This window comes from Aquirufa sp., from assembly GCF_044377215.1.
Taxonomy (GTDB): Bacteria; Bacteroidota; Bacteroidia; order Cytophagales; family Spirosomataceae; genus Aquirufa.
Genome location: NZ_JBILJM010000014.1, coordinates 41,118 through 60,965, shown reverse-complemented (window position 1 = coordinate 60,965; position 19,848 = coordinate 41,118). Strand labels below are relative to the sequence as shown.

17 protein-coding genes are annotated in these 19,848 nt (G+C 43.3%); 5 read left to right on the top strand and 12 right to left on the bottom strand.

Annotated elements, in window-relative coordinates; translation table 11 throughout:
- From ACIQ6T_RS06300 to ACIQ6T_RS06280, 5 genes are all read left to right on the top strand, one after another.
- Window positions 1-544: hypothetical protein (locus tag ACIQ6T_RS06300; protein ID WP_395785063.1), on the top strand; the 544-nt coding region annotated here is incomplete at its 5' end.
- The gene (locus ACIQ6T_RS06295) at window positions 534-1,310 is read left to right on the top strand and encodes a hypothetical protein (RefSeq protein ID WP_395785062.1); all 777 of its coding nucleotides are present in this window, start codon (window positions 534-536) and stop codon (window positions 1,308-1,310) included. The genes ACIQ6T_RS06300 and ACIQ6T_RS06295, both read left to right, overlap by 11 nt.
- Before the next feature lie 40 nt (window positions 1,311-1,350).
- A complete protein-coding gene (locus ACIQ6T_RS06290; RefSeq protein WP_395785061.1) occupies window positions 1,351-2,433 on the top strand; it encodes an efflux RND transporter periplasmic adaptor subunit in 1,083 nt (360 codons plus the stop codon).
- Complete coding sequence (locus tag ACIQ6T_RS06285; RefSeq protein ID WP_395785060.1) at window positions 2,433-3,686, top strand: ABC transporter permease; 1,254 nt, start codon at window positions 2,433-2,435, stop codon at window positions 3,684-3,686. The genes ACIQ6T_RS06290 and ACIQ6T_RS06285 overlap by 1 nt, the downstream gene beginning before the upstream one ends.
- Before the next feature lie 2 nt (window positions 3,687-3,688).
- Window positions 3,689-4,378 carry an ABC transporter ATP-binding protein gene (locus tag ACIQ6T_RS06280; RefSeq protein WP_395785059.1) on the top strand — a complete coding sequence of 230 codons (690 nt, stop codon included), beginning with the start codon at window positions 3,689-3,691 and terminating at the stop codon, window positions 4,376-4,378.
- Here the strand turns inward: ACIQ6T_RS06280 and ACIQ6T_RS06275 are convergent, their stop codons facing one another.
- The 12 genes from ACIQ6T_RS06275 to ACIQ6T_RS06220 form a co-directional block, all read right to left on the bottom strand.
- A complete protein-coding gene (locus ACIQ6T_RS06275; RefSeq protein WP_395785058.1) occupies window positions 4,379-4,885 on the bottom strand; it encodes a T9SS type A sorting domain-containing protein in 507 nt (168 codons plus the stop codon).
- Between the two features lie 37 nt (window positions 4,886-4,922).
- A complete protein-coding gene (locus ACIQ6T_RS06270) occupies window positions 4,923-5,930 on the bottom strand; it encodes an acyltransferase (protein WP_395785057.1) in 1,008 nt (335 codons plus the stop codon).
- Window positions 5,930-8,014 (bottom strand): molybdopterin cofactor-binding domain-containing protein, encoded by a 2,085-nt coding sequence (locus ACIQ6T_RS06265; RefSeq protein WP_395785056.1) that lies wholly within the window; start codon window positions 8,012-8,014, stop codon window positions 5,930-5,932. Before ACIQ6T_RS06265 ends, ACIQ6T_RS06270 begins: the two co-directional genes overlap by 1 nt.
- On the bottom strand, window positions 8,011-8,472 hold the full coding sequence (locus ACIQ6T_RS06260) for a (2Fe-2S)-binding protein (RefSeq protein WP_395785055.1): 462 nt from the start codon (window positions 8,470-8,472) through the stop codon (window positions 8,011-8,013). Before ACIQ6T_RS06260 ends, ACIQ6T_RS06265 begins: the two co-directional genes overlap by 4 nt.
- 3 nt (window positions 8,473-8,475) lie before the next feature.
- Complete coding sequence (locus ACIQ6T_RS06255; protein WP_395785054.1) at window positions 8,476-11,034, bottom strand: DUF1080 domain-containing protein; 2,559 nt, start codon at window positions 11,032-11,034, stop codon at window positions 8,476-8,478.
- A gap of 5 nt (window positions 11,035-11,039) precedes the next feature.
- Window positions 11,040-12,296, bottom strand: a complete 1,257-nt coding sequence (locus tag ACIQ6T_RS06250) for a Gfo/Idh/MocA family oxidoreductase (RefSeq protein ID WP_395785053.1) — start codon at window positions 12,294-12,296, stop codon at window positions 11,040-11,042.
- Window positions 12,297-12,516: 220 nt separating this feature from the next.
- Window positions 12,517-13,014, bottom strand: coding sequence for a lactate utilization protein C (locus ACIQ6T_RS06245; protein WP_395785052.1), 498 nt, complete (start codon window positions 13,012-13,014; stop codon window positions 12,517-12,519).
- A complete protein-coding gene (locus tag ACIQ6T_RS06240) occupies window positions 13,011-14,354 on the bottom strand; it encodes a lactate utilization protein B (RefSeq protein WP_395785051.1) in 1,344 nt (447 codons plus the stop codon). The genes ACIQ6T_RS06245 and ACIQ6T_RS06240 overlap by 4 nt, the downstream gene beginning before the upstream one ends.
- Window positions 14,347-15,060, bottom strand: coding sequence for a (Fe-S)-binding protein (locus ACIQ6T_RS06235; protein WP_395785050.1), 714 nt, complete (start codon window positions 15,058-15,060; stop codon window positions 14,347-14,349). The genes ACIQ6T_RS06240 and ACIQ6T_RS06235 overlap by 8 nt, the downstream gene beginning before the upstream one ends.
- A gap of 1 nt (window position 15,061) precedes the next feature.
- The gene (locus ACIQ6T_RS06230; RefSeq protein ID WP_395785049.1) at window positions 15,062-16,339 is read right to left on the bottom strand and encodes a carbohydrate kinase; all 1,278 of its coding nucleotides are present in this window, start codon (window positions 16,337-16,339) and stop codon (window positions 15,062-15,064) included.
- Between the two features lie 9 nt (window positions 16,340-16,348).
- Window positions 16,349-17,608 (bottom strand): TIM barrel protein, encoded by a 1,260-nt coding sequence (locus ACIQ6T_RS06225; RefSeq protein WP_395785048.1) that lies wholly within the window; start codon window positions 17,606-17,608, stop codon window positions 16,349-16,351.
- A 6-nt stretch (window positions 17,609-17,614) separates the two neighbouring features.
- The gene (locus ACIQ6T_RS06220) at window positions 17,615-19,693 is read right to left on the bottom strand and encodes a bifunctional aldolase/short-chain dehydrogenase (protein WP_395785047.1); all 2,079 of its coding nucleotides are present in this window, start codon (window positions 19,691-19,693) and stop codon (window positions 17,615-17,617) included.
- Between the last annotated feature and the right edge of the window lie 155 nt (window positions 19,694-19,848).

The following is a 19,848-nucleotide window of genomic DNA, read 5'->3' as shown; positions in this document are numbered from 1 at the left end:
AATACAGACAATCGCTGGAGCGAAAACCTTTACGAGTGTGAATACGACTGGAAATGTAGAAGTTGGCGGAAACCTTTTACTCACCGGCTCACAGACAAATAGTACGCTAACAGCCTCCAAAGCAATCTTTACGGACGCCTCGAAAGTACTAACTTCGACGGGAACTGTGGGCGTTGCTCAAGGGGGAACGGGAGCAGCAACGCTAACTGCTGGAAGCTTGTTGGTCGGAAACGGAACAGGGGCAGTGACAAGTCTAGCTCCAAGCACGGCTGGCTATGTACTTAAAGTGGTGGGATCCTCTTGGGTAGTCTCAGCTCCCGATACCGATGTCAATGACCAATTTACCGCGACTGTGGGTAAGCTAACATTTACACTCACGCAAACTCCGGCTGCGAATTCAAAAGTGCAAATGTTCATTAATGGCATTCGCATAGATAAAACAGCCTATAGTTTATCGACCAATATCATAACCTATATTCCTGCCAATAATAGTAGTTTCACCTTGGTTGCTGGCGACCGAATCCAATTCGACTATGCATATTAGACTATTCATTTTATTGATTTTAACTACCTGCAACCTATTCGGCCAGGCTGTAACCGTACAAGGTAAAATCACAAATTCACGATCTGAATTTGTTAATAAGGCGGGTAAGCGATTTACGTATGAAGGGGTATTGCCTTCTGGTAAATTGGACGCACTCCCACCTTGTACAAGTATTCGGATAGAACACGTCACAAGTCGCGGTGTTGCACCAGTAGCTAAAACCATAACGTACGATCTAGCTTATTCCACGATTACTGGTGCAAACAAATGTTGGCTCTTACAAAATTTAGGCTCAACAAATCCACCAATAAGTGCCACTGATGATACAGAAAATGCATCAGGTTGGTACTGGCAATTTGGAAGCAAAATTGGCTACAGGTATGTTGGAACCAGTCGTACACCTTCCTCCACCTGGCCTAATCGCACATTGACCAATACCGATTGGGCTACAAACCAAGACCCATGCACCATTGAATTGGGAACGGGGTGGCGCTTACCCACCTACCAAGAATGGAGAACGATCGCATTAAATTACAATTATGAAGCCCAACTTTTTGCTTCAGAAATCAAATTGCATAATGCTGGTTGGCTGCGACAATCAGATGGTTTAATTCAAGAACGCGGAATCACAACGCATTATTGGAGTGGAGAAAGCGATACAGAAGTCAATGCCAGAGGTTTTGTTATTCCATCTGTAGGTGCCAAATCTACCTCATCCACCAACGATAAAGATGCTGGATTTAGTGTAAGGTGCATTCGCGATTAATATCATTTTTTCTATTGCCTGAAAAGCTTAATTTAGCAAAATGAAATCAAACACGACACTCATTTTTGCTGGACTTTGGCTGCTCATGGCCTGTTCCAAAAAAGAAGAAAGCATTTCACCTACCACAGGTAACATCACCGAATCCATTTATGCGTCCGGTACGATCAAGTCGGCAGACCAATACCAAGCATTCGTCTCAGTTAGTGGCATCATTGAAGAAATTTATGTCCACGAAGGACAAGAGGTCAACGTAGGCACTCCACTCCTACGCGTATCCAATGAAACACAGCAATACAATTTGGAGAACGCGAAACTGACTGCGAATTTTAATGACCAAGCAAACAACCAAGGTAAACTCGTCGAGGCGGAAGCCATCGCACAAACCTCCAAAGCTAAACTTAAATTAGACTCTAGTTTATATGCGCGCCAAAAAGCCCTTTGGGCGCAGCAAGTAGGTACGCGTGTTGCGTATGAACAAGCAGAATTGAACTTCCAAAGTTCACGAGCGAATTATATTTCGGCCCAACAACGCCTCACTGATTTGCGCCGACAAATCAATTTCAGTTCGGCACAGACGAAAAAAAACGTGCAAATTTCAGCGCGTCAAACAGCGGATTTTATACTGAAGAGTCAAGTAAAAGGTACTGTATTTAACCTGTTGAAAGAAAAAGGGGAACTTGTAAGTCCACAGACGCCTATTGCGGTAGTAGGAAATACGCAAAATTTCATACTCGAAATGCAAGTGGACGAAAATGACATCTTCCAAGTACAACTAGGACAAAAAGTTGCCGTGACTTTCGATGCCTATAAAAATAAGGTATTCGAAGCGCAGGTAACTAAAATTGCCTCCATCATGAACGAGCGGAATAAAACGTTTTTAGTGGAAGCGAGCTTCACAAAAGCCCCCGAGAAACTGTATCCAAACGTTACATTTGAAGCGAACATCATGCTACGCACCAAACAGAACGCTTTAATTCTTCCACGTAACTACCTGAAAAATGATTCCATTGTCACGCTAGTGGATGGAACCACACGGACCGTCAAACTTGGCCTAACTGATTTCCAAAAAGCTGAAATTCTAAGCGGTCTCAGCAGCCAAGACCAAGTGATAAAGCCGAAGTAATGAACTTAAAATTAATTGTTCAAGTATCGATTTCATTATTGCTCGCCCGTTGGAAACAAACGCTTGTTGCCGCTGTAGGTGTAACCTTTTCCATTGCGATGTTCATCACCTTGCTTGGTTTCATGAATGGCTTGAATGATTTACTGGACGGATTAATCTTGAACCGGACTGCGCACATCCGGCTGTACCACGATATCAATGTGTCAAAAAACCAACCGATCGATTTATTAAGCCCCAATACATCCAATTTTGTAAATTCAGTTAAGCCTAAAAACCAACGGCTCGAATTGTACAACAGCGCACAAATCATGCAAGCCATCAAACAAGATGCGCGTGTCTTAGGCGTTGCTCCAAAAATCAATGCACAAGTTTTCTATAATGTTGGCACCATCGACCTCACCGGCGTCATCAATGGTATTGACCCTGACGAAGAAAATCGCTTATTTATGTTTAGCGATTACGTGACGCGAGGCAACTACCTAGACCTGAAAAACATACCCAATAGCATCATTTTAGGCAAGGGAGTAGCGGATAAAATGGCAGCCAATATAGGAGATGTCATACAAGTAACCACCAGCAAAGGGGAACGCTTGCAATTGAAAGTGGTTGGATTTTTTCAGTCGGGACTGCAAGACTTAGATAAAGTCCAAAGCTATTGTTCCATCAGCACCACCCAAAAGCTGTTAGGCGTTTCCAGTAATTACATTACAGATGTGCAAGTCAAGCTGAAGGACATTTTACAAGCACCAGCCATGGCAAAAGAATACCAGCGTTATTACGAGACAGACGCGATTGATATCCAACAAGCAAACTCGCAATTCGAAACAGGAAGTTCAGTTCGAACTATTATCTCCTATGCAGTAGGTGTAACCCTATTAATCGTTGCTGGCTTCGGAATTTACAACATCCTTAACATGATGATTTACGAAAAAATGGATTCCATAGCCATCATGAAAGCCATTGGTTTTTCTGGAAAAGATGTGAATTTAATCTTTATTTTTATTGCATTGAGCATTGGAGTTTTTGGTGGAATCTTGGGCTTACTGGTAGGTTTTGGTATGTCGAACATCATTGATAATATTCCCTTTAATACGGAATCGCTGCCTACGGTTAAAACCTATCCCATCAACTATAATCCTTTATTTTACATTATTGGCGCTATATTTTCATTGGTCACCACCTATTTCGCTGGTTATTTTCCATCCAAAAAAGCAAGTAAAATAGACCCCGTTATCATAATCCGCGGCAAATAAACATGACACATATTCACAAAGAAGTTTTACGGGCGACCAACATCACCAAATACTTTCATGATCCCATGACGGTTAAAGTGTTAGATAACATCAACTTCAGTTTAAATCAAAGTGAATTCGTATCGGTGATCGGTAAATCAGGATGTGGGAAGTCGACGCTTCTGTATATTCTTTCGACGATGGACACCGACTATGAAGGAGAATTGTTCATTGACTCAGTCGCGATGGGCAATAAATCAGAAAAGGAATTAGCACGCGTTCGCAATGAAAAAATCGGATTCGTTTTTCAGTTCCACTATTTACTGAACGAGTTTAACGTACTTAAAAACGTCATGTTACCTGGGCTCAAATTAGGAAAATACAGTGAATCCGAGGTGGAGCACCGGGCCTATGAAAAGTTGAAGGTATTGGGGATTGAAAATGAAGCAAAAAAAATGCCCAATCAATTATCAGGTGGTCAAAAACAACGTGTAGCCATTGCGCGCGCATTAATCAATGACCCATTGTTGATTATGGGTGATGAGCCAACTGGAAATTTGGATAAAAAAAACAGCGATATCGTGTTTCAAACCTTCCAGCAATTGGCCGAAGAATTCCATCAAACACTGCTGATCGTTACACACGACAATGAATTTGCCCTAAAAACCTCACGCATCATTGAAATGCAGGATGGCAAAATCATCAACCAATAGTTATTCCTTTACGATACTAGCTACAAAAGGCTTGCCCGTCGCTTGTACCAAATGCAGTACATACTTCGCAGGACGAAAATTCTTAAAATCAGTCAGATTGATCTCGGTAATTCCCTCAGCATACGAAGCTTCCCACATCACACTACCCACAATATCGTAAATGACCAAGTATGATTTAGATGTGCTTTTGTCTGAGAATTGAATGCGCAACTTATCAACAAATGGATTAGGAAAAACAGTGTAGGCAATCGGATTTTCAATAGCTGTTTGTACCTTCAACCCTGATTTCTGAATACTTCGCGCCAGTAGATTGGGCTGCTTGAAGCCTTGTCGGATCGTAATCCCCGACTTGACCGTTGTCCCCGTGACGACACTGGACTGACCAATCACGTGGGAATAATACCGGCCGTTCACCAACTTAGTTACTCCACCGGAAGAAATGGTTGAGTTTTGAGACCATGCACATTGGCCTACCAAAACAAATACAAATAATAATAATAGTCTCATATTTAGAACCAATAGTCGCGAAAGGTACAAAAAATCCTTAGCCTGCAAGGTATTTAATCCCAGGGATTTTACGCAAAACCCAAACAATTGCACCAGAAATCAATAAACAGGTAAAGGCTGTCAGGGGAATCCCAATACTTGGATGCCACATGGCCCCATATATTTTGATTTTTACGAGGTAAAATAAAACGATAATGTGAATTAAATAGATGCCATAACTGTGCGAACTGACCCAATCTCGAAAGCGAGCTGTTCCTGGAATCGTACCCTCATACGATTTAAATAACATAAACAACCCAGCAGTCGACATAACCACACTCGGCGAAAAATTGGCATACAACAATCCATAAAATTTTCCGTCTTCGAGTGATTGCACATACGTTCCTTGCATGGTCCAAAGCGTACCAATCAAAAACAAAGCCCAAGCAAAAATTCTCGAAAACGAATGTTTAGTCAGGTAAAAACCTAACACCAAATACCCGATATAGCCCGTGAAATAAGGCAATTTGACAGGTAAGCTCATTCCCGGAAAATGCGAATTATCGAAAAAAATAGTCACCAACCACATCCCTAAAAAGAATTGCAAATGACTTTCGCGCGCTTGACGTACCCAGGCGCCAATAATGGGTATAAATAGGTATACACCCACAATCATGTAGATGTACCAAAAATGATAGGATGCTCCGTCAAAAAATTGTTTAAAAATCCACGCTAAATTTTGTGAGCGACCACTTTGACGAACTTGCCAATTGAAAATCGCGAAAATCGAATTGTAAAACAGAAAAGGGAGGATAATTCTTAGAAAACTTTTTTTAAAAAAAGAGCCTATTTCTTCCTCCCGTGGTAATAGCAAAGCCCCCGAAAGCATGACAAAAATCGGGACAGCATACCGGAAACCCCCATTATACAGGTTGGCAAACCACCAAGCTGAATCAGGAATTTTCCCAAAGTTCAATAAGACATTTGCAGCTGAATGAATTAACAACACCGCGAGGGTTGCTGTGACGCGCAAATTGTCTAGATATTGAACTTTGGGAATTGACATTAACTAAAAGGTTGTTTATAATGACGCTTTTTAGTGGCCGCATAAATCGCATTGGCAATTGAACCACCGGTGGGTGGCAATGCGGGTTCACCTAATCCCGTTGGGCTTATGCCATTATCCACAAAATAGGCATCAATTTTCGGAATTTCATTCCCTCGAATCATGCGGTAGGCATTGAAATTCGTTGGACTCGTCACACCCGCCTGAAAATTCAATTTAGCAAACATCGCATGACCCATGCCATCAATAATGGCTCCTTTCACTTGATTTTCTGCACCACTTAAATTGATAACCTCCCCACAATCCGTAACGGCAGTCACTTGGGTAACTTGAGGCTTACCATTTTTCACTTGAACCTCTGCAACCTGAGCTACATAAGATAAGTGTGAATAATACACACTGAAACCTTGGTGTACCCCTGGCTTCTTTTTCCATTGCGATTTTTCGGCTACTTGTCGGATTACCTCCGCAAAGCGATCTGCCTCATACGTAATTTTACCTACTGGGTTTGATTTTACGCGTGCTAGCAAATCCAAGCGCATTTGAATCGGATCTTTTCCCGCCGCCTCAGCTACTTCATCCAAAAATGCTTGTTCCGCAAATCCCAAGAAATTGGTAATTGGCGCACGCCATGGACCTGTTGTCACAGCTGATTTTTGATCCACTGATTCAATTAAAACGTTATCAATTGCTCCTACTGGGAAGTTATCTTGACGGGTCGAATTACCCGCATTTAAACCTACTCCGCGAAGGTAAAAAGAGGTTATAGTTCCTTTGGCATCAATACCTGCTTTGAAATGGTACCGAACGGCTGGTCGGTAAATTCCACCACCCATATCATCTTCACGCGTCCACATAACCAAGACTGGCTTTTTAATGATGCTGGATAGTTCAGCGGCTTCCAAGGCGAAGTCATTATTCAAACGCCGACCGAAGCCACCGCCCATTTTGGTTAACTCCACTTGAACCGTATTTTCAGGAACACCTAATAAAGTCGCAACTGCCTTTTGAGCGGGCTGCGGTACTTGCGTAGGACCAGCCAACGTAACCGAACCCGGCTTCACATCCGCAAAAAAGTTCATCGGCTCCATCGGGCTATGCGAAATAAATGGACACTCATACGTTGCCTCAATTACTTTGGCAGCTTCCGAAATAGCCTTTGCAAAATCCCCATCTTTCCGTTGGACCGTTGCCTTATCCGACTTCATTCCCGCATCAAACCACGCCTGATGTGTATCATTTCCTTCTAAAGGAGCATCAGAGCCATACGAACATGTCAAACTCTGACGTGCCTGCATGATTTCGAAGGTACTTGTACCTACGATAGCCACCTTATTTTTAAAGGAAACAACGTCAATGATTCCCGGCATTTTCTTGACATCTTCCGCAGAGAAAGATTTTAACGTTGCCCCAAAAGGCGGACGTACAATCTGTGCAAAAACCATACCTGGCTTCCGAACATCAATTCCAAAAACAGGTTTACCAGTAACAATATCTTTATTATCAACCCCGCGAACACGGGTTCCAATAATCTTATAATCTTTACGGTCTTTGTACGTAACGGTCGATGGAACGGGCAATTTCGACGCTTCCGCAGCTAAAGAGCCATACGAGGCTTTCTGACCTGCAGGACCTAAGACAAATCCTTTCGATGTTTTGCAAACACTAGCATCTACTTTCCATTGATTTGCTGCTGCTTGTACCATCATTTGGCGTACACTTGCCCCCGCTTTGCGTAAACGCTCCCACGAATGTTTCAGAGCACCTGACCCACCGGTCAACTGGCGTTCAAAATTTTGTGTATCTAAATTCGCCTGTAAGACTTCCACTTGTTTCCAATCCACATCCAATTCCTCTGCCACAACCACGGGAAAAGCAGTTTTAATCCCTTGCCCAATCTCTGGATTAGGGGAATATAAGCGAATTTTACCAGTGGCATCAATGCTTAAAAACGCATTAAATCGACCTGGTTCATTGGCAATCGCCATCGTAGCTCCCTTGGATTCAAACCAATCAAATCCCAAGGTAAACACACTCGTAAAGAGTGCCGTTTGCTGGATAAAATTTCTACGTGTCGTTTTCATTTCTTAACTTTTTTAGAGGCTAATGCAACTGCTTCTTGTATGCGGTGGTAGGTGCCGCACCGACAAATATTTCCGGCCATGCCGTCAACAATTTCTTGTTTCGAGGGATGGGGGTTTTTCTTCAATAAAGCCGCAGCCGTCATGATTTGACCCGCTTGGCAATAGCCACATTGAGCTACGTCTAGTTCATCCCATGCTTCTTGAATCGGGTGTTTTCCAGCAGGATCCAAACCTTCAATGGTGGTGATTTGGGCGTTGCCAACGGCCGAAATAGGTAATACGCAAGAGCGCATAGGCTCTCCATTTACCCAAACTGTGCAGGCGCCGCATTGGGCAATTCCGCAACCATATTTAGTCCCCAATAAACCTACATGGTCTCTTAGCGCCCATAAAAGTGGGGTGTTGGAATCAATGTCCAAACTAACTTTTTTTCGATTAATCGTCAATGTGATTGCCATGACTTATTTTTTCTTTTTAATGATTTCTTTGATACGTAAATTTCTAAACTTTAACGGAGATCCGTGACCTAAAAACCCAATATGGCCTGTTTTGTTTAACAAACCTGGATGTTCTTTATGATCCGGTGTTCCATCTTTAATGGCTTGAACAAGGTCGCCATCGGTAATAACTTCACCATTTAATATAACCTTAATGCGATTTCCCTCTGCAATCACTTCCTGTTCATTCCACTCGCCAACAGGTTTCAAGAAACCTTGTTTAGATGGAATGATTCCATACACAGAACCATGATATTGATAAGCTTGTAATTTCGCGTAAATCGGCGCCGTGTTATCCAAAATCTGCAACTCCATCCCGACGTAGGCAGCGTCACCTTCAAGCGGCGTACGGATACCCAGGCCATTGTTGGCACCTGGTGTTAATTGAAAATCAAACTTCATGTGAAAATCGCCGTATTCTTTTTTGGTGTACAAATTTCCTTTGCCACCACGTTTCGGATCCACCACTAATTCACCGTTTACTGGGTAATAATCCGTCGTATTTCCTGTCCAATTAAAGAGCGATGAACCATCAAAAAGTGGCTCAAAACCCACTTCCTCAGGCATATAAACAGGCTGTGGAGTCAACTCCTTTACGTAAATGTTTCTGTACACAATGTGATTCCCGTGCGCTTGTAATTCAATCGCATCCTGGATGAAAATCGGAATTTTACGATCCCAATAATTTTCTAAAATCACATTATCCACAACCAATTCACCATTCAAATAAACAGATACGCGTTCTCCACGCATGGTGACGCGAAATGTATTCCATTCTCCTACGGGATTATCCGCCACTTTCAGTGGATTCTTCGGATTGATTTGGTTATTGTACAATCCACCTGAGCCAACTTGTGCTCCCACACGCGTTAGAGCCGTATCCCAAATCTGAACTTGTGGAGAACCACGCAGGTAAAGACCCGCATCACCTTCTTTTTCAATTTTCCAGTCGATGATTAACTCAAAATCTTGATAATCTTTGACCGAACACAAATTGTTGCCATGCCCCGTAAAGTGTAGCTCTTCGCCTTGTGCCATCCAGCCTGTGCGCATGATGGAATCGGCTTTGATTTGCTTCATCGCCAAGGTATCTGCTGGCGTTTTTCTGCGTTTAACTGGATTGTCCACTAAGCCTTTCCAACCGCGTAAATCGGTTCCATTGTACATCGTGTAAAAACCACGACCAGGATTGCTTTTATTAATTTTATCACGAAGAGCGGCATCCGAAATTAAGGACGCATTTTCCATAACCCACTCCTTGGTCATTTGACCTTGAAAATCTGAATTAGCCACATAAAGTGCTGCCAACCCATCTACAGCGATTTGCTTTGCATTCGGTTCTTTCAATCCTAAATACAAAGTCCGCATGGCAGCTAATGAATTGCATTTCGCCAATCCCTTATAAATTTGCTCCCGTATATCCATGTTTTGGGTTAAATCCAATGCATTTCGGTACCGTAAAACTTGTTGGTCTACATGCGCAAATGTCCGTCCATTGATCCGCACAAAAGCTTTCAATGCCTCTTCATCTTTCTTTCCCAACGCGTACAACCAATCCAAATTGGCAACTTCCTGAACGAAGGGTACCCAATTATTTTTATATTGAGCGGCTAAGGCAAAGGCTGTAATTTTACTATTTCGCGTGCCGTCAAGCTTGATTAATTGCATCATGCAGTTTTGTAAGGCCTTGATTTCATTTGGTAATTGCGCGATAGATAATTTCTCTGCAATCAGATCAAAATCTTTCAATTCAACCCAGTAGGTCAATGCCTCAAATCCTGCTGCACGTACTGGATGATTTGATTGCACCGCTCGCCAAACCAAAGTCTTTACTTCCGACCATTGGTGTACACTACCATAAGTTAATAGAACCGTTTTTTGCGCTGTTGACGCCTGTTCGTAGGTGCTGAGCTTAGCTTTTAAGAAATCATTTGCCGCTAGGGTGGTCGTCAAGTCAGCGATTTTTTGCGCATCAACTTGATTCGACTTTAACATATCCCAAACAGCAGGAAGTCCTTTTGCCCCTTGAACTTGCAATTGGGCAATAATCTGTTCCGTTTTGAAATTTGAATTTTGAATAAGAGGCAAGGCCCAAGCGGCTTTGTAGGTACCCACAGCCTTAATGAAAGCTTTTTGATGCGCAGCATCCCAGGTTTTGATATTGATGTTTGTGCGCGGTTTGGACATTAATTGTTTTAAAATAAATGCCGTAACCTGTGGTTTTGCTTTTGGATATTTTCCTAGTAAAATGCTTTCATCTTGTTTGGCAATTAAACCAATCAGTTCACATTGCGTCGCCTCGGGAAGGTCATCACGAAGAAAAGCTTTTAATTCTGTCGGATTTTTTGCGTTGGCTAATATGAAAGCTTCCGTCGCCTGCGTAGGTTCGTAAATGCCTTTGCTGGCGTATGCTGCCGCTTTTAAGGCAGGTGTGGCTCCTTGGGTTCGGTTAAAAAGTTGTTGCTCGCGGGAGGATTGCGCGAGGGTTTGCCAACTAACCAATACTAATAGTATATATTTCATGACGTTTAGATGATATAAGGTGCGCGCATCGGTTGATTGATGAGACTATTTGCTTCAGGATCACCGATAAATTCTTGTTTAACGGAGTCAAATTTGAGGTTGCGGTGCAAGCGCATCGCAATCAAACCCATGTTAATTAAAGTACATGACCGATAACCATTTTCCTCATTCAAGGCAAATTGAGTTCTATTTTTCACCGAATCAACAAAATCAATTTGTTGGGCCGGTGGCTCTGGAAACTCAGCTAGCTTACGTTCCAAATCAGGGATATCTGATTTAAAGTTCTTGTATAATTTTCCTTTGGGACCTTCGATGTAGGCAACTTTCTCGTCTTTAGCTTCGCCATCTAAAACAATTTGGCATCCATCTGCATAGGTATAGGTAATGCGATTAAAGATTCCCACGGCATCTTTATCTTGCACGGGGGCATCTACTTCCACATAGACTGGACTTTCGTTATCCTTTCCTAACATATATTGAATCGGATCCATGTAATGCTGGCCCATATCGCCCAGGGCACCACCATCATAATCCCAATATCCGCGGAACGTTTGATGCGTACGGTGTACGTGATAGGGTTTGTAAGGCGCAGGTCCGAGCCAAGCGTCATAATCTAATTCCGGTGGAACGGGTTGCGGTGTTAAATCCGTTTTTCCAATCCAATAAAATTTCCAGTCGAAACCGGTGTGTTTACTTACGGTGAATTTCAGCGGCCAACCAAGAAGACCTGAGTCAACTAGCTTCTTCATCGGTTTAACCGGACAATTCAACCCGTAAAAATTACTTTCGAATCGGAACCAGGTGTTTAGTCGGAAGATACGTCCGTGTTGTTGGACCGCCTCTTTTAATTTTTGTCCCTCTCCGATCGTCCGGGTCATGGGTTTTTCACACCAAACATCTTTACCTGCCCTTGCTGCATCTGCGGCCATGATTCCATGCCAATGCGGCGGGGTAGCTACGTGTACAATGTCAACTTCAGGGAGTTGAATCATTTCTCGGTAGTCGGTGAATGCTTTCACACCTTTCTCGACTTTGTCTAACCCGAGTTGTAGGTTTTTCTTATCAACATCGCACATGGCAACGACGCGTGTGCCTGCGTACGGAATGTGTCCGCGGCCCATGCCGCCGGTTCCGATGATTGCTTTGGTGAGTTGGTCTGAAGGAGCAATAAAGCCCTTTCCGAGTACGTGACGTGGTACAATGCTGAATGCAGCTAAGGAAAGGACAGATTGCCCTAGGAATTTTCTTCTAGAAACTGACATAAATGAATAGGTTTACGGCCAAATATATGAAATTTTTTCGACTAGACGCTGCCGGGGTCTACGACCCCGGCAGCGTCACCCCCACACCCTTGCAAATAACAGTAAAACTGGTTAAAATATCTGTTTTGGGTGAAAAAAATCAAGTTCCTGAATGAATAAACGCGTACTTTGCGTAGCGGAAAAGTTGACGCTTACGGGGAGTCTACGACCCCGTCAGCGATCAACTTCTTATAACAATTGTTAAACTTCGCGCACCATGTGCACCTACCACCAACGACTGCTCAATATCCGCAGTCTTCGATGGACCCGCTAAAAACAATCCAAAGCCAGATTTTACCCCACCCAAGCGCGCATAAGCCGCATGCATCGTAGGAACAATCTCCGTTACGTTTATAACTAAATGTTGACATATAAATGGAGCCACCCGATGCGGCATCGCCTCCTCTGTCAACCAAATGGCACCATTCTCCGCTACCCCAAACTCGCCATCAATCTCCAAAACTTCCACATCCGCTAAACTCAATCCATCCATCGTTTTGTCGAACCTACGCCGACCGGGAAATAATTCCTCTAACTCGGATGGACTTACGACACGAGCACCTACGACGGCCAACGAAGCTATGAAATCAAAACCTTCTGAAGCCTTGGTAAATACACCCGGATGTTGAACCGGTTCTAGCGGCTCAATTTTCCCTAAAATCTGATCTCGTGAGCTCATCGTTTTTTGTACCATTCTTGAAAACTCTCCTTCGGTGCAACCGGCATCTCCCGCTGTTTATACCAAGGATTTAATCGATTATTTAATAATCCAGAAAACTGGCGTAAAAACGCACCACCTAATCGGTAAATCACCGGATTAGCTAATACAAAAGCCATCATTTTCATGCCGACAGTTTTGACAGCTGGAGCTAGTCCCGCCGACATTAAATCTTGTCGCCAAAACCACAATTGTTCATGAATATTAATCTTCACCGGACAGACATTCGAACACGAACCACACAATGTCGACGCGAAAGGTAAATCCACATTCGCTTTTTTGTCGATATTGGGAGCTAAAATAGACCCAATTGGACCCGCAACCGGTTGGTGATAACTATGCCCTCCACTCCGACGGTACACCGGACAGGTATTAAAACAAGCCGCACAGCGAATACATTTTAGTGAATTCTTGTATTTTGGATCTGCTAATTGACGCGTCCGACCGTTATCCAAAAAGACGATATGCACCTCTTGACCTTCGCGCGGAAGATGAAAATGTGACGAATACGTAGTGATTAACTGCCCAGTAGCACTGCGGGCTAACAGACGCAAAAACACGGCTAAATCTTCTCTTTTAGGAATAATTTTCTCAATACCCGTGCAGGCAATATGGACTTTGGCTAAATGTGCCCCCATATCCGCATTCCCCTCATTCGTACATACCACAAATTCTCCCGTCTCCGCTACCGCAAAATTTACACCCGTTATCGCCACTTCAGAAGCTAAAAAATGGCCACGTAAATGTTGGCGCGCCGCCTCCGTCAGAAACTGTGGGTCTTTATTTCCCTTTGGCGTTCCTAAATGCTGATGAAAAGTCTCCCCAACATCCTCCTTTTTCAAGTGAATCGCAGGCAAAACAATATGACTTGGAACTTCATTTCGGAACTGAACAATGCGCTCCCCTAAATCGGTATCTACAACTTCAATTCCTTTAGAAGCTAAATAATCATTTAAATGACATTCCTCGGTCAACATCGATTTACTCTTGACCAAAACTTTTGAACTTTGTGAAGCAATTATGCCATGAACTATCGCATTATGTTCTGCTGCATCAGCCGCCCAATGCACATGAATGCCGTTGGCCTGAGCTTTTGCTTCAAAAGCGCGCAGGTATTCCCCTAAATTTGCGAGGGTATGATCTTTTATCTGCGAGGCATGCTCACGCAAATCCTCCCACTCAGGTAAAACTTTCGAGACCTTATCACGTTTTGCACGAACGAACCAAAGCGTTTCATCATGCCAATCCGTCCTTTCCGAATCCGAAATAAATATCTCCGAAGCATCCGCGTGACTAATCATAATTCAATATTTCTACAATGTGTTTCACTTGTACCTTCGAACCTTGTCGGCGCAATATACCCTCCATATGCATCAAACAAGACGTATCCGCACCAATAATATACTCCACGGCATTCACATCATGCTCCCTAATTCGATCTTGCCCCATTTTCACAGAAACAGCTTCCTCCGACACACAAAATGTACCACCAAATCCACAACACTCATCTTCCCTTTTTGGCAAAAGGACTTCGATACCTTGAACCAGTCCAAGCAAATCCTGTAATTTCGAAAAGGGTTTTTCGTTTCGCTCCGACATGGAACTTAAACGTAAAAAACGCTGACCGTGGCAACTTTGATGCAATCCTACCCGATGAGGGAATTTCGCAGTCAAGCTATTCACTTTCAAAATGTCCGTCAAAAACTCGCAAATTTCATACACCGACGACCTGATTTTCTGAGAAGGATGATGCTCCTTCAAGTGTAATACGCAAGATCCCGACGGACCCACGATGTAATCAAATCCATCAAAATTGGTCGTAAAATTCGCATCACAACCTCCAGTAGAAGACGCAAAACCAGAATTAGCCATCGGTTGGCCACAACAAGTTTGATCCTTTGGAACAACCACCTCGCAGCCTAATTTCTCCAACAATTCCAAACTTGCCACCGCTACCTGAGGATAGAACTGGTCAATGTAACACGGAACAAAAAGGGCAACACGCATCCTAATAACGTTTCAGTTGAATTAAATTCTGAGGTAAATCCCCATCATAAACCATCAAAGCAGCCCCCAGCGCACTTGCCTGTGCAACCTCTGCGGCAAAAACTTCGACTTGCGGAAAGGCTCGCGCCAATAAACGCATGTACCATTCATTTTTACTAAAACCACCATCCACCAACAATTGTTTAACGGGCGCATCTTTCAATAAAAGGTTTAAACTAAAGATTTGCTGGCCTACTAAATCTACCATGAATTGATCATACGCCGAAGCCAAATCCCCAAAATCAGCTAAATCTCGCCCAGCAAAAGCACAATCATAAACGCTAGATGACCTAGCTTCCAAACCAAAAACACAATCGGAGAAAGTCAATTCCTTGAATGATCCACCAAAATGCATCTCTAATCGCGCTACCTGCTCCTCATGAAATTGACCACCAAATAAACGCGACGCCTTCACAGCTTTTCCATTTGACTGTAAAAAACACAAAACATCATTCGCTAATTCATCAGCAGTCAAGGGCGATTCGTTAAAGGGGTGCATCGCAATGCACCAAGTACCCGTCGACAAAAGCACAAATTCTTCCCGCATCGAGCGCAAATAAGGAATTAATGCTGCCGATGAATCATGTAAGCCAAAGCCATACCGAATTCCATCTAATTCAATACATGCCTCCGTCGAAATTGGCGCTAAGCGATCCGCAATAAGTGACGTCCACGGATGGTATTGACCTAAATCAAAATCCCACAAGGCAGTATGACAACCAATTGACGTAATCTCGGAAACGAGTTGGCCCGTAAACAACGAAGCGAAATAATTAGGAACATGCAATACCTTAAACACTTCCGGCCAAAAAGGCCGGAAAGTAGACTCATACACCTGCAAACCTGAATTCAGATTCCCTAAAATAGGTGATGCAGTCCGGCGAGCAAACTCAGCCTCTCCCCCATAGTTAGCATAAGGGAAAGGCGAAGAAACAGGTTTTAAATAACTATATAAAGGTGCCACGGGTTCTCCCATGCGATTCACATACACAAACGATGCACCAAAAGCCGAAAAATTCAATCCGGTGATCTCATACTCGGGTAACTGGCAAAGCTCTGAAAACGTGGATACAATCCACTGCTGAATTGCAGAAAGATCATCGCACTCAAATCCGTCTTCATCTTCAATATCCGGTAGCTGAATCTGCTTCTCGAACAAGACGGTAAACGTAGTAGACCACAGGAAAACCTTCCTATTTGTCTTCCCTATATCAAAAACTGCGATTACAGGTGTTTTCACGTTCATGGTTTAAAGTCCAGTAGCAATCGTTTTCGCGCCCCGTGCATGTGTCAACTGTTCACGCATTTTTTCGTGACGAAACAAAGCAATCGGATCCAAAGCACCGCCTAATTCCAAACGTGCTTGAGCAACTAAAGCCCGGACATCCGTACGGAATACGGCTTGCAAAATCTCTTGGCAACGCACCACATCATTTGCTTCACGGGCTGCTTCTAAAGCGGCACGGTCCACCAACAAGGCTTGTGCGTAGGCAATTTGGATCGCTTCCACAGATTGCAATAAGTCTTCCAAAGGATCTTTCACATTGTGCGAGGCGTCAATCATCCAACCAAGATCTTTGGCATGATTCATCCCTTTCGCATCCATTCCGTCTACCAATTCATTGAAGATTAAAAATAACTGATAAGGTTTGATAGAACCTGCAGTCAAATCATCGTCGCCGTATTTCGAATCGTTGAAGTGAAAACCACCTAATTTACCTTCCATCAATAAAATCGAAACGATTTGCTCAATGTTGGCATTCGGCAAATGATGACCTAAATCCACCAAAGTCTTCGCTTGGGGTCCTAATTTATTCACCATTGAGTAGGAAGCTCCCCAATCACCCACGGTCGTCGAATAAAAGTTGGGCTCATACGCCTTGTATTCCAAATATAAAGACCAGTCGGCCGGTAAAGCCGCATAAATCTCCCGCAAACTATCTACCGTACGCTCATAGGCCTTACGGAAATTTAACTGTCCGGGAAAGCATGAACCGTCCGACAACCAAACTGTCAATGCCTTAGATCCGAGCTCTACCCCATGTTTAATCACCTCTATATTATGATCTACAGCTTGTTTCCGAGTTGCCGCAGAAACATGTTGCAAGGATCCAAACTTATAGGAATGAGCTTGATCTGCTTGATCTTGAAAGGTATTTGAATTTACGGCATCAAACGCTAACCCATGTTGAGAAGCTAATGTACGAATGGCCGCAGGGTCCGTCGGAATATCCCAAGGAATATGCAAAGAAATAGCTCCTGAAGATTGATTTAACGCATGCAATAAACCAACGTCAGCAATTTTCTCTTCTAAATTACGGGGTTCGCCTCCACCGGAGAAACGGCCAAAACGCGTTCCTCCTGTGCCTAATGCCCACGATGGAATTGCAATTTGAAAATCTTTTAATTTCTGCAAAATGCCAACCGGCAAATCCACTTCGGATTTCAAGAAATCCAATCGGCGCACATGCTGAGCAAGCTGCGCCTCGTTATGATTCGAAATATTCATCGGCCTCTATCGTAAAAATCCTGCGGCAACGCCCCCATCCACATTCAAGGCATTTCCGGTAGATTTATCTAATAAACCACCCACGAAAGCAAAACATGCATTGGCAATATCCTCTGGTAATATGGATTCGTTTAAAAGTGTCCGTTTTGCATAGTAGGCAGGCAATTCAGCTACGGTGACACCGTAGGCTTTGGCGCGACCTTCCGCCCATCCACCAGACCAAATATTTGAATCTGCGATTACGGCATCCGGGTTAACAGTATTTACACGGATATGATCTGGTCCTAATTCAGCGGCCAATAAGCGTGTCATGTGTGCCTGAGCTGCTTTCGCACTTCCATAACCAACGTTATTCGGTCCGGCAACAAAGGCGTTTTTTGAAACAATATTCACAATGTCTCCACCTAGCCCTTGCTTACGCATCACGGCAATTGACGCTTGCGAAACGAGGTATTGCCCCTTCACTAATATATCATATAGTTTATCCCAATCGGCCTGCGTATGCTCCAAAATTCCTTTCGAAATGGAAATACCCGCATTGTTCACGATCAAATCTACACCACCAAAATCTAGACAAGCCTGCTTCATCGCCGCTTCAATAGAATCTTGATTAGTCACATCTGCGATGACAGTCGACACCACATCTTTGCCAAACAAGGCGACAAACTCTTCTTTCGCCTCTGCCAAACGATCTGCGTTCACATCATTCAAAATCACACAAGCACCTTCTTGAACCATCTTTTTGGCAATTGCCTTACCTATTCCGCCTCCTGAACCGGTCACAAAAGCGACGCGACCAGATAAAGATTTTGGTTTAGGCATGCGTTGTAATTTCGCCTCCTCTAATAACCAATATTCGATATCAAAAGCCTCTTGACGTGGTAGCGAAGTATATGACGAAATCGCCTCAGCTCCACGCATCACGTTGATAGCATTTGTATAAAACTCTGCGGCCACCCGCGCAGTTTGTTTGTCCTTTGCAAAAGTAAACATACCCACGCCTGGATATAAAATAACGACCGGATTCGGGTCACGCATTCCCGGAGAATTCGCGCGTTTGCAAGAATCGTAATACGCTCCATACATGGCGCGGTAATCCGCAAACAAAGGCGTCAAAGCCTCCACAGAAACATCGGAACCCAATACTAAAGGCGAAATTTTTGTCCGCAAAAAGTGATCCGGGCAAGAGGTGCCTAGTGGAGCCAAACGATCTAAATCATGTGAATTTATAAATTGTAACACACGCTCATCGTCGGAAAAATGTCCCACCATTTGTACATGCGAGGAACAAAAACCACGAAGCACCGGCGCCAATTCTGCCGCTTTTTCTTTGCGTTCCGCAGGAGAAAAAGATTCACGGCGCGCACCACCAAAGACCGTTTTTGTCTTCGACTCAATGTAAGCCGCACATTTTTCTATGACTTCTAAGGTATTTATGTAACAATCATAAGAAGTATCTCCCCACGTAAATAATCCGTGAGAACCCAACATGATGCCACGCAATTGGACACCACGCGAAGCTGCTTCGTCTAAACAAGCTTTTAATTGCAAACCTAAATCGAAACCAGGGCGTTGCCAACCTACCCAGCCGATTAAACCCCCAAAAAGATCTTTTGTGATTTGCTCTCCATCTTTTGATGCCGCAATTGCAATAGCTGCATCTGGATGTAAATGATCGATATGTTTGAAAGGTAAAAAGCCATGTAAAGGGGTATCAATTGATGGGGCTTTGGACGCTAAATCAAAAATACAATGGTTGAATAATTCAACCATCTCATCTTCATGCTCCAAACCGCGGTACACATTTGTTAGGGAGCGTAAACGATCCACATATAAAGCTGCGCAGCCCGACTTCTTCAATGTCCCAATATCGCCACCAGAACCTTTAATCCACATTACCTCGGTTTCAGAACCTGTTAAGGGATCTTTACCCTGTAATTTGACCGATGTATTACCACCGCCGTAATTTGTAATGCGTAAATCTGCGCCTAAGATATTCGAGCGATAGATAAATAGGTCAACTTCATTCCCCGCAAGCGCTGCTGCTTTAGCATCATCCCAGAGATAAGATACATGATTGTACATAATTGATACTTTATATTATTTCAGATAAAAATACGATACAAAAAGTGCGTAACAATCCTATCCTAGGTAGGGATAGTTAAATTAATTTTTGGTGACCATTTTTTTGAAACAAAATTATAAAACCGCACTATTTATTATATACTAAACCCTAGACT

Excerpts from the sequence above, each read along its gene's own strand:
- ACIQ6T_RS06295 (WP_395785062.1), top strand. The coding sequence starts at position 534 with ATGCATATTAGACTATTCATTTTATTGATTTTAACTACCTGCAACCTA.
- ACIQ6T_RS06290 (WP_395785061.1), top strand. The coding sequence starts at position 1,351 with ATGAAATCAAACACGACACTCATTTTTGCTGGACTTTGGCTGCTCATG.
- ACIQ6T_RS06285 (WP_395785060.1), top strand. The coding sequence starts at position 2,433 with ATGAACTTAAAATTAATTGTTCAAGTATCGATTTCATTATTGCTCGCC.
- ACIQ6T_RS06280 (WP_395785059.1), top strand. The coding sequence starts at position 3,689 with ATGACACATATTCACAAAGAAGTTTTACGGGCGACCAACATCACCAAA.
- ACIQ6T_RS06275 (WP_395785058.1), bottom strand. The coding sequence starts at position 4,885 with ATGAGACTATTATTATTATTTGTATTTGTTTTGGTAGGCCAATGTGCA.
- ACIQ6T_RS06270 (WP_395785057.1), bottom strand. The coding sequence starts at position 5,930 with ATGTCAATTCCCAAAGTTCAATATCTAGACAATTTGCGCGTCACAGCA.
- ACIQ6T_RS06265 (WP_395785056.1), bottom strand. The coding sequence starts at position 8,014 with ATGAAAACGACACGTAGAAATTTTATCCAGCAAACGGCACTCTTTACG.
- ACIQ6T_RS06260 (WP_395785055.1), bottom strand. The coding sequence starts at position 8,472 with ATGGCAATCACATTGACGATTAATCGAAAAAAAGTTAGTTTGGACATT.
- ACIQ6T_RS06255 (WP_395785054.1), bottom strand. The coding sequence starts at position 11,034 with ATGAAATATATACTATTAGTATTGGTTAGTTGGCAAACCCTCGCGCAA.
- ACIQ6T_RS06250 (WP_395785053.1), bottom strand. The coding sequence starts at position 12,296 with ATGTCAGTTTCTAGAAGAAAATTCCTAGGGCAATCTGTCCTTTCCTTA.
- ACIQ6T_RS06245 (WP_395785052.1), bottom strand. The coding sequence starts at position 13,014 with ATGAGCTCACGAGATCAGATTTTAGGGAAAATTGAGCCGCTAGAACCG.
- ACIQ6T_RS06240 (WP_395785051.1), bottom strand. The coding sequence starts at position 14,354 with ATGATTAGTCACGCGGATGCTTCGGAGATATTTATTTCGGATTCGGAA.
- ACIQ6T_RS06235 (WP_395785050.1), bottom strand. The coding sequence starts at position 15,060 with ATGCGTGTTGCCCTTTTTGTTCCGTGTTACATTGACCAGTTCTATCCT.
- ACIQ6T_RS06225 (WP_395785048.1), bottom strand. The coding sequence starts at position 17,608 with ATGAATATTTCGAATCATAACGAGGCGCAGCTTGCTCAGCATGTGCGC.
- ACIQ6T_RS06220 (WP_395785047.1), bottom strand. The coding sequence starts at position 19,693 with ATGTACAATCATGTATCTTATCTCTGGGATGATGCTAAAGCAGCAGCG.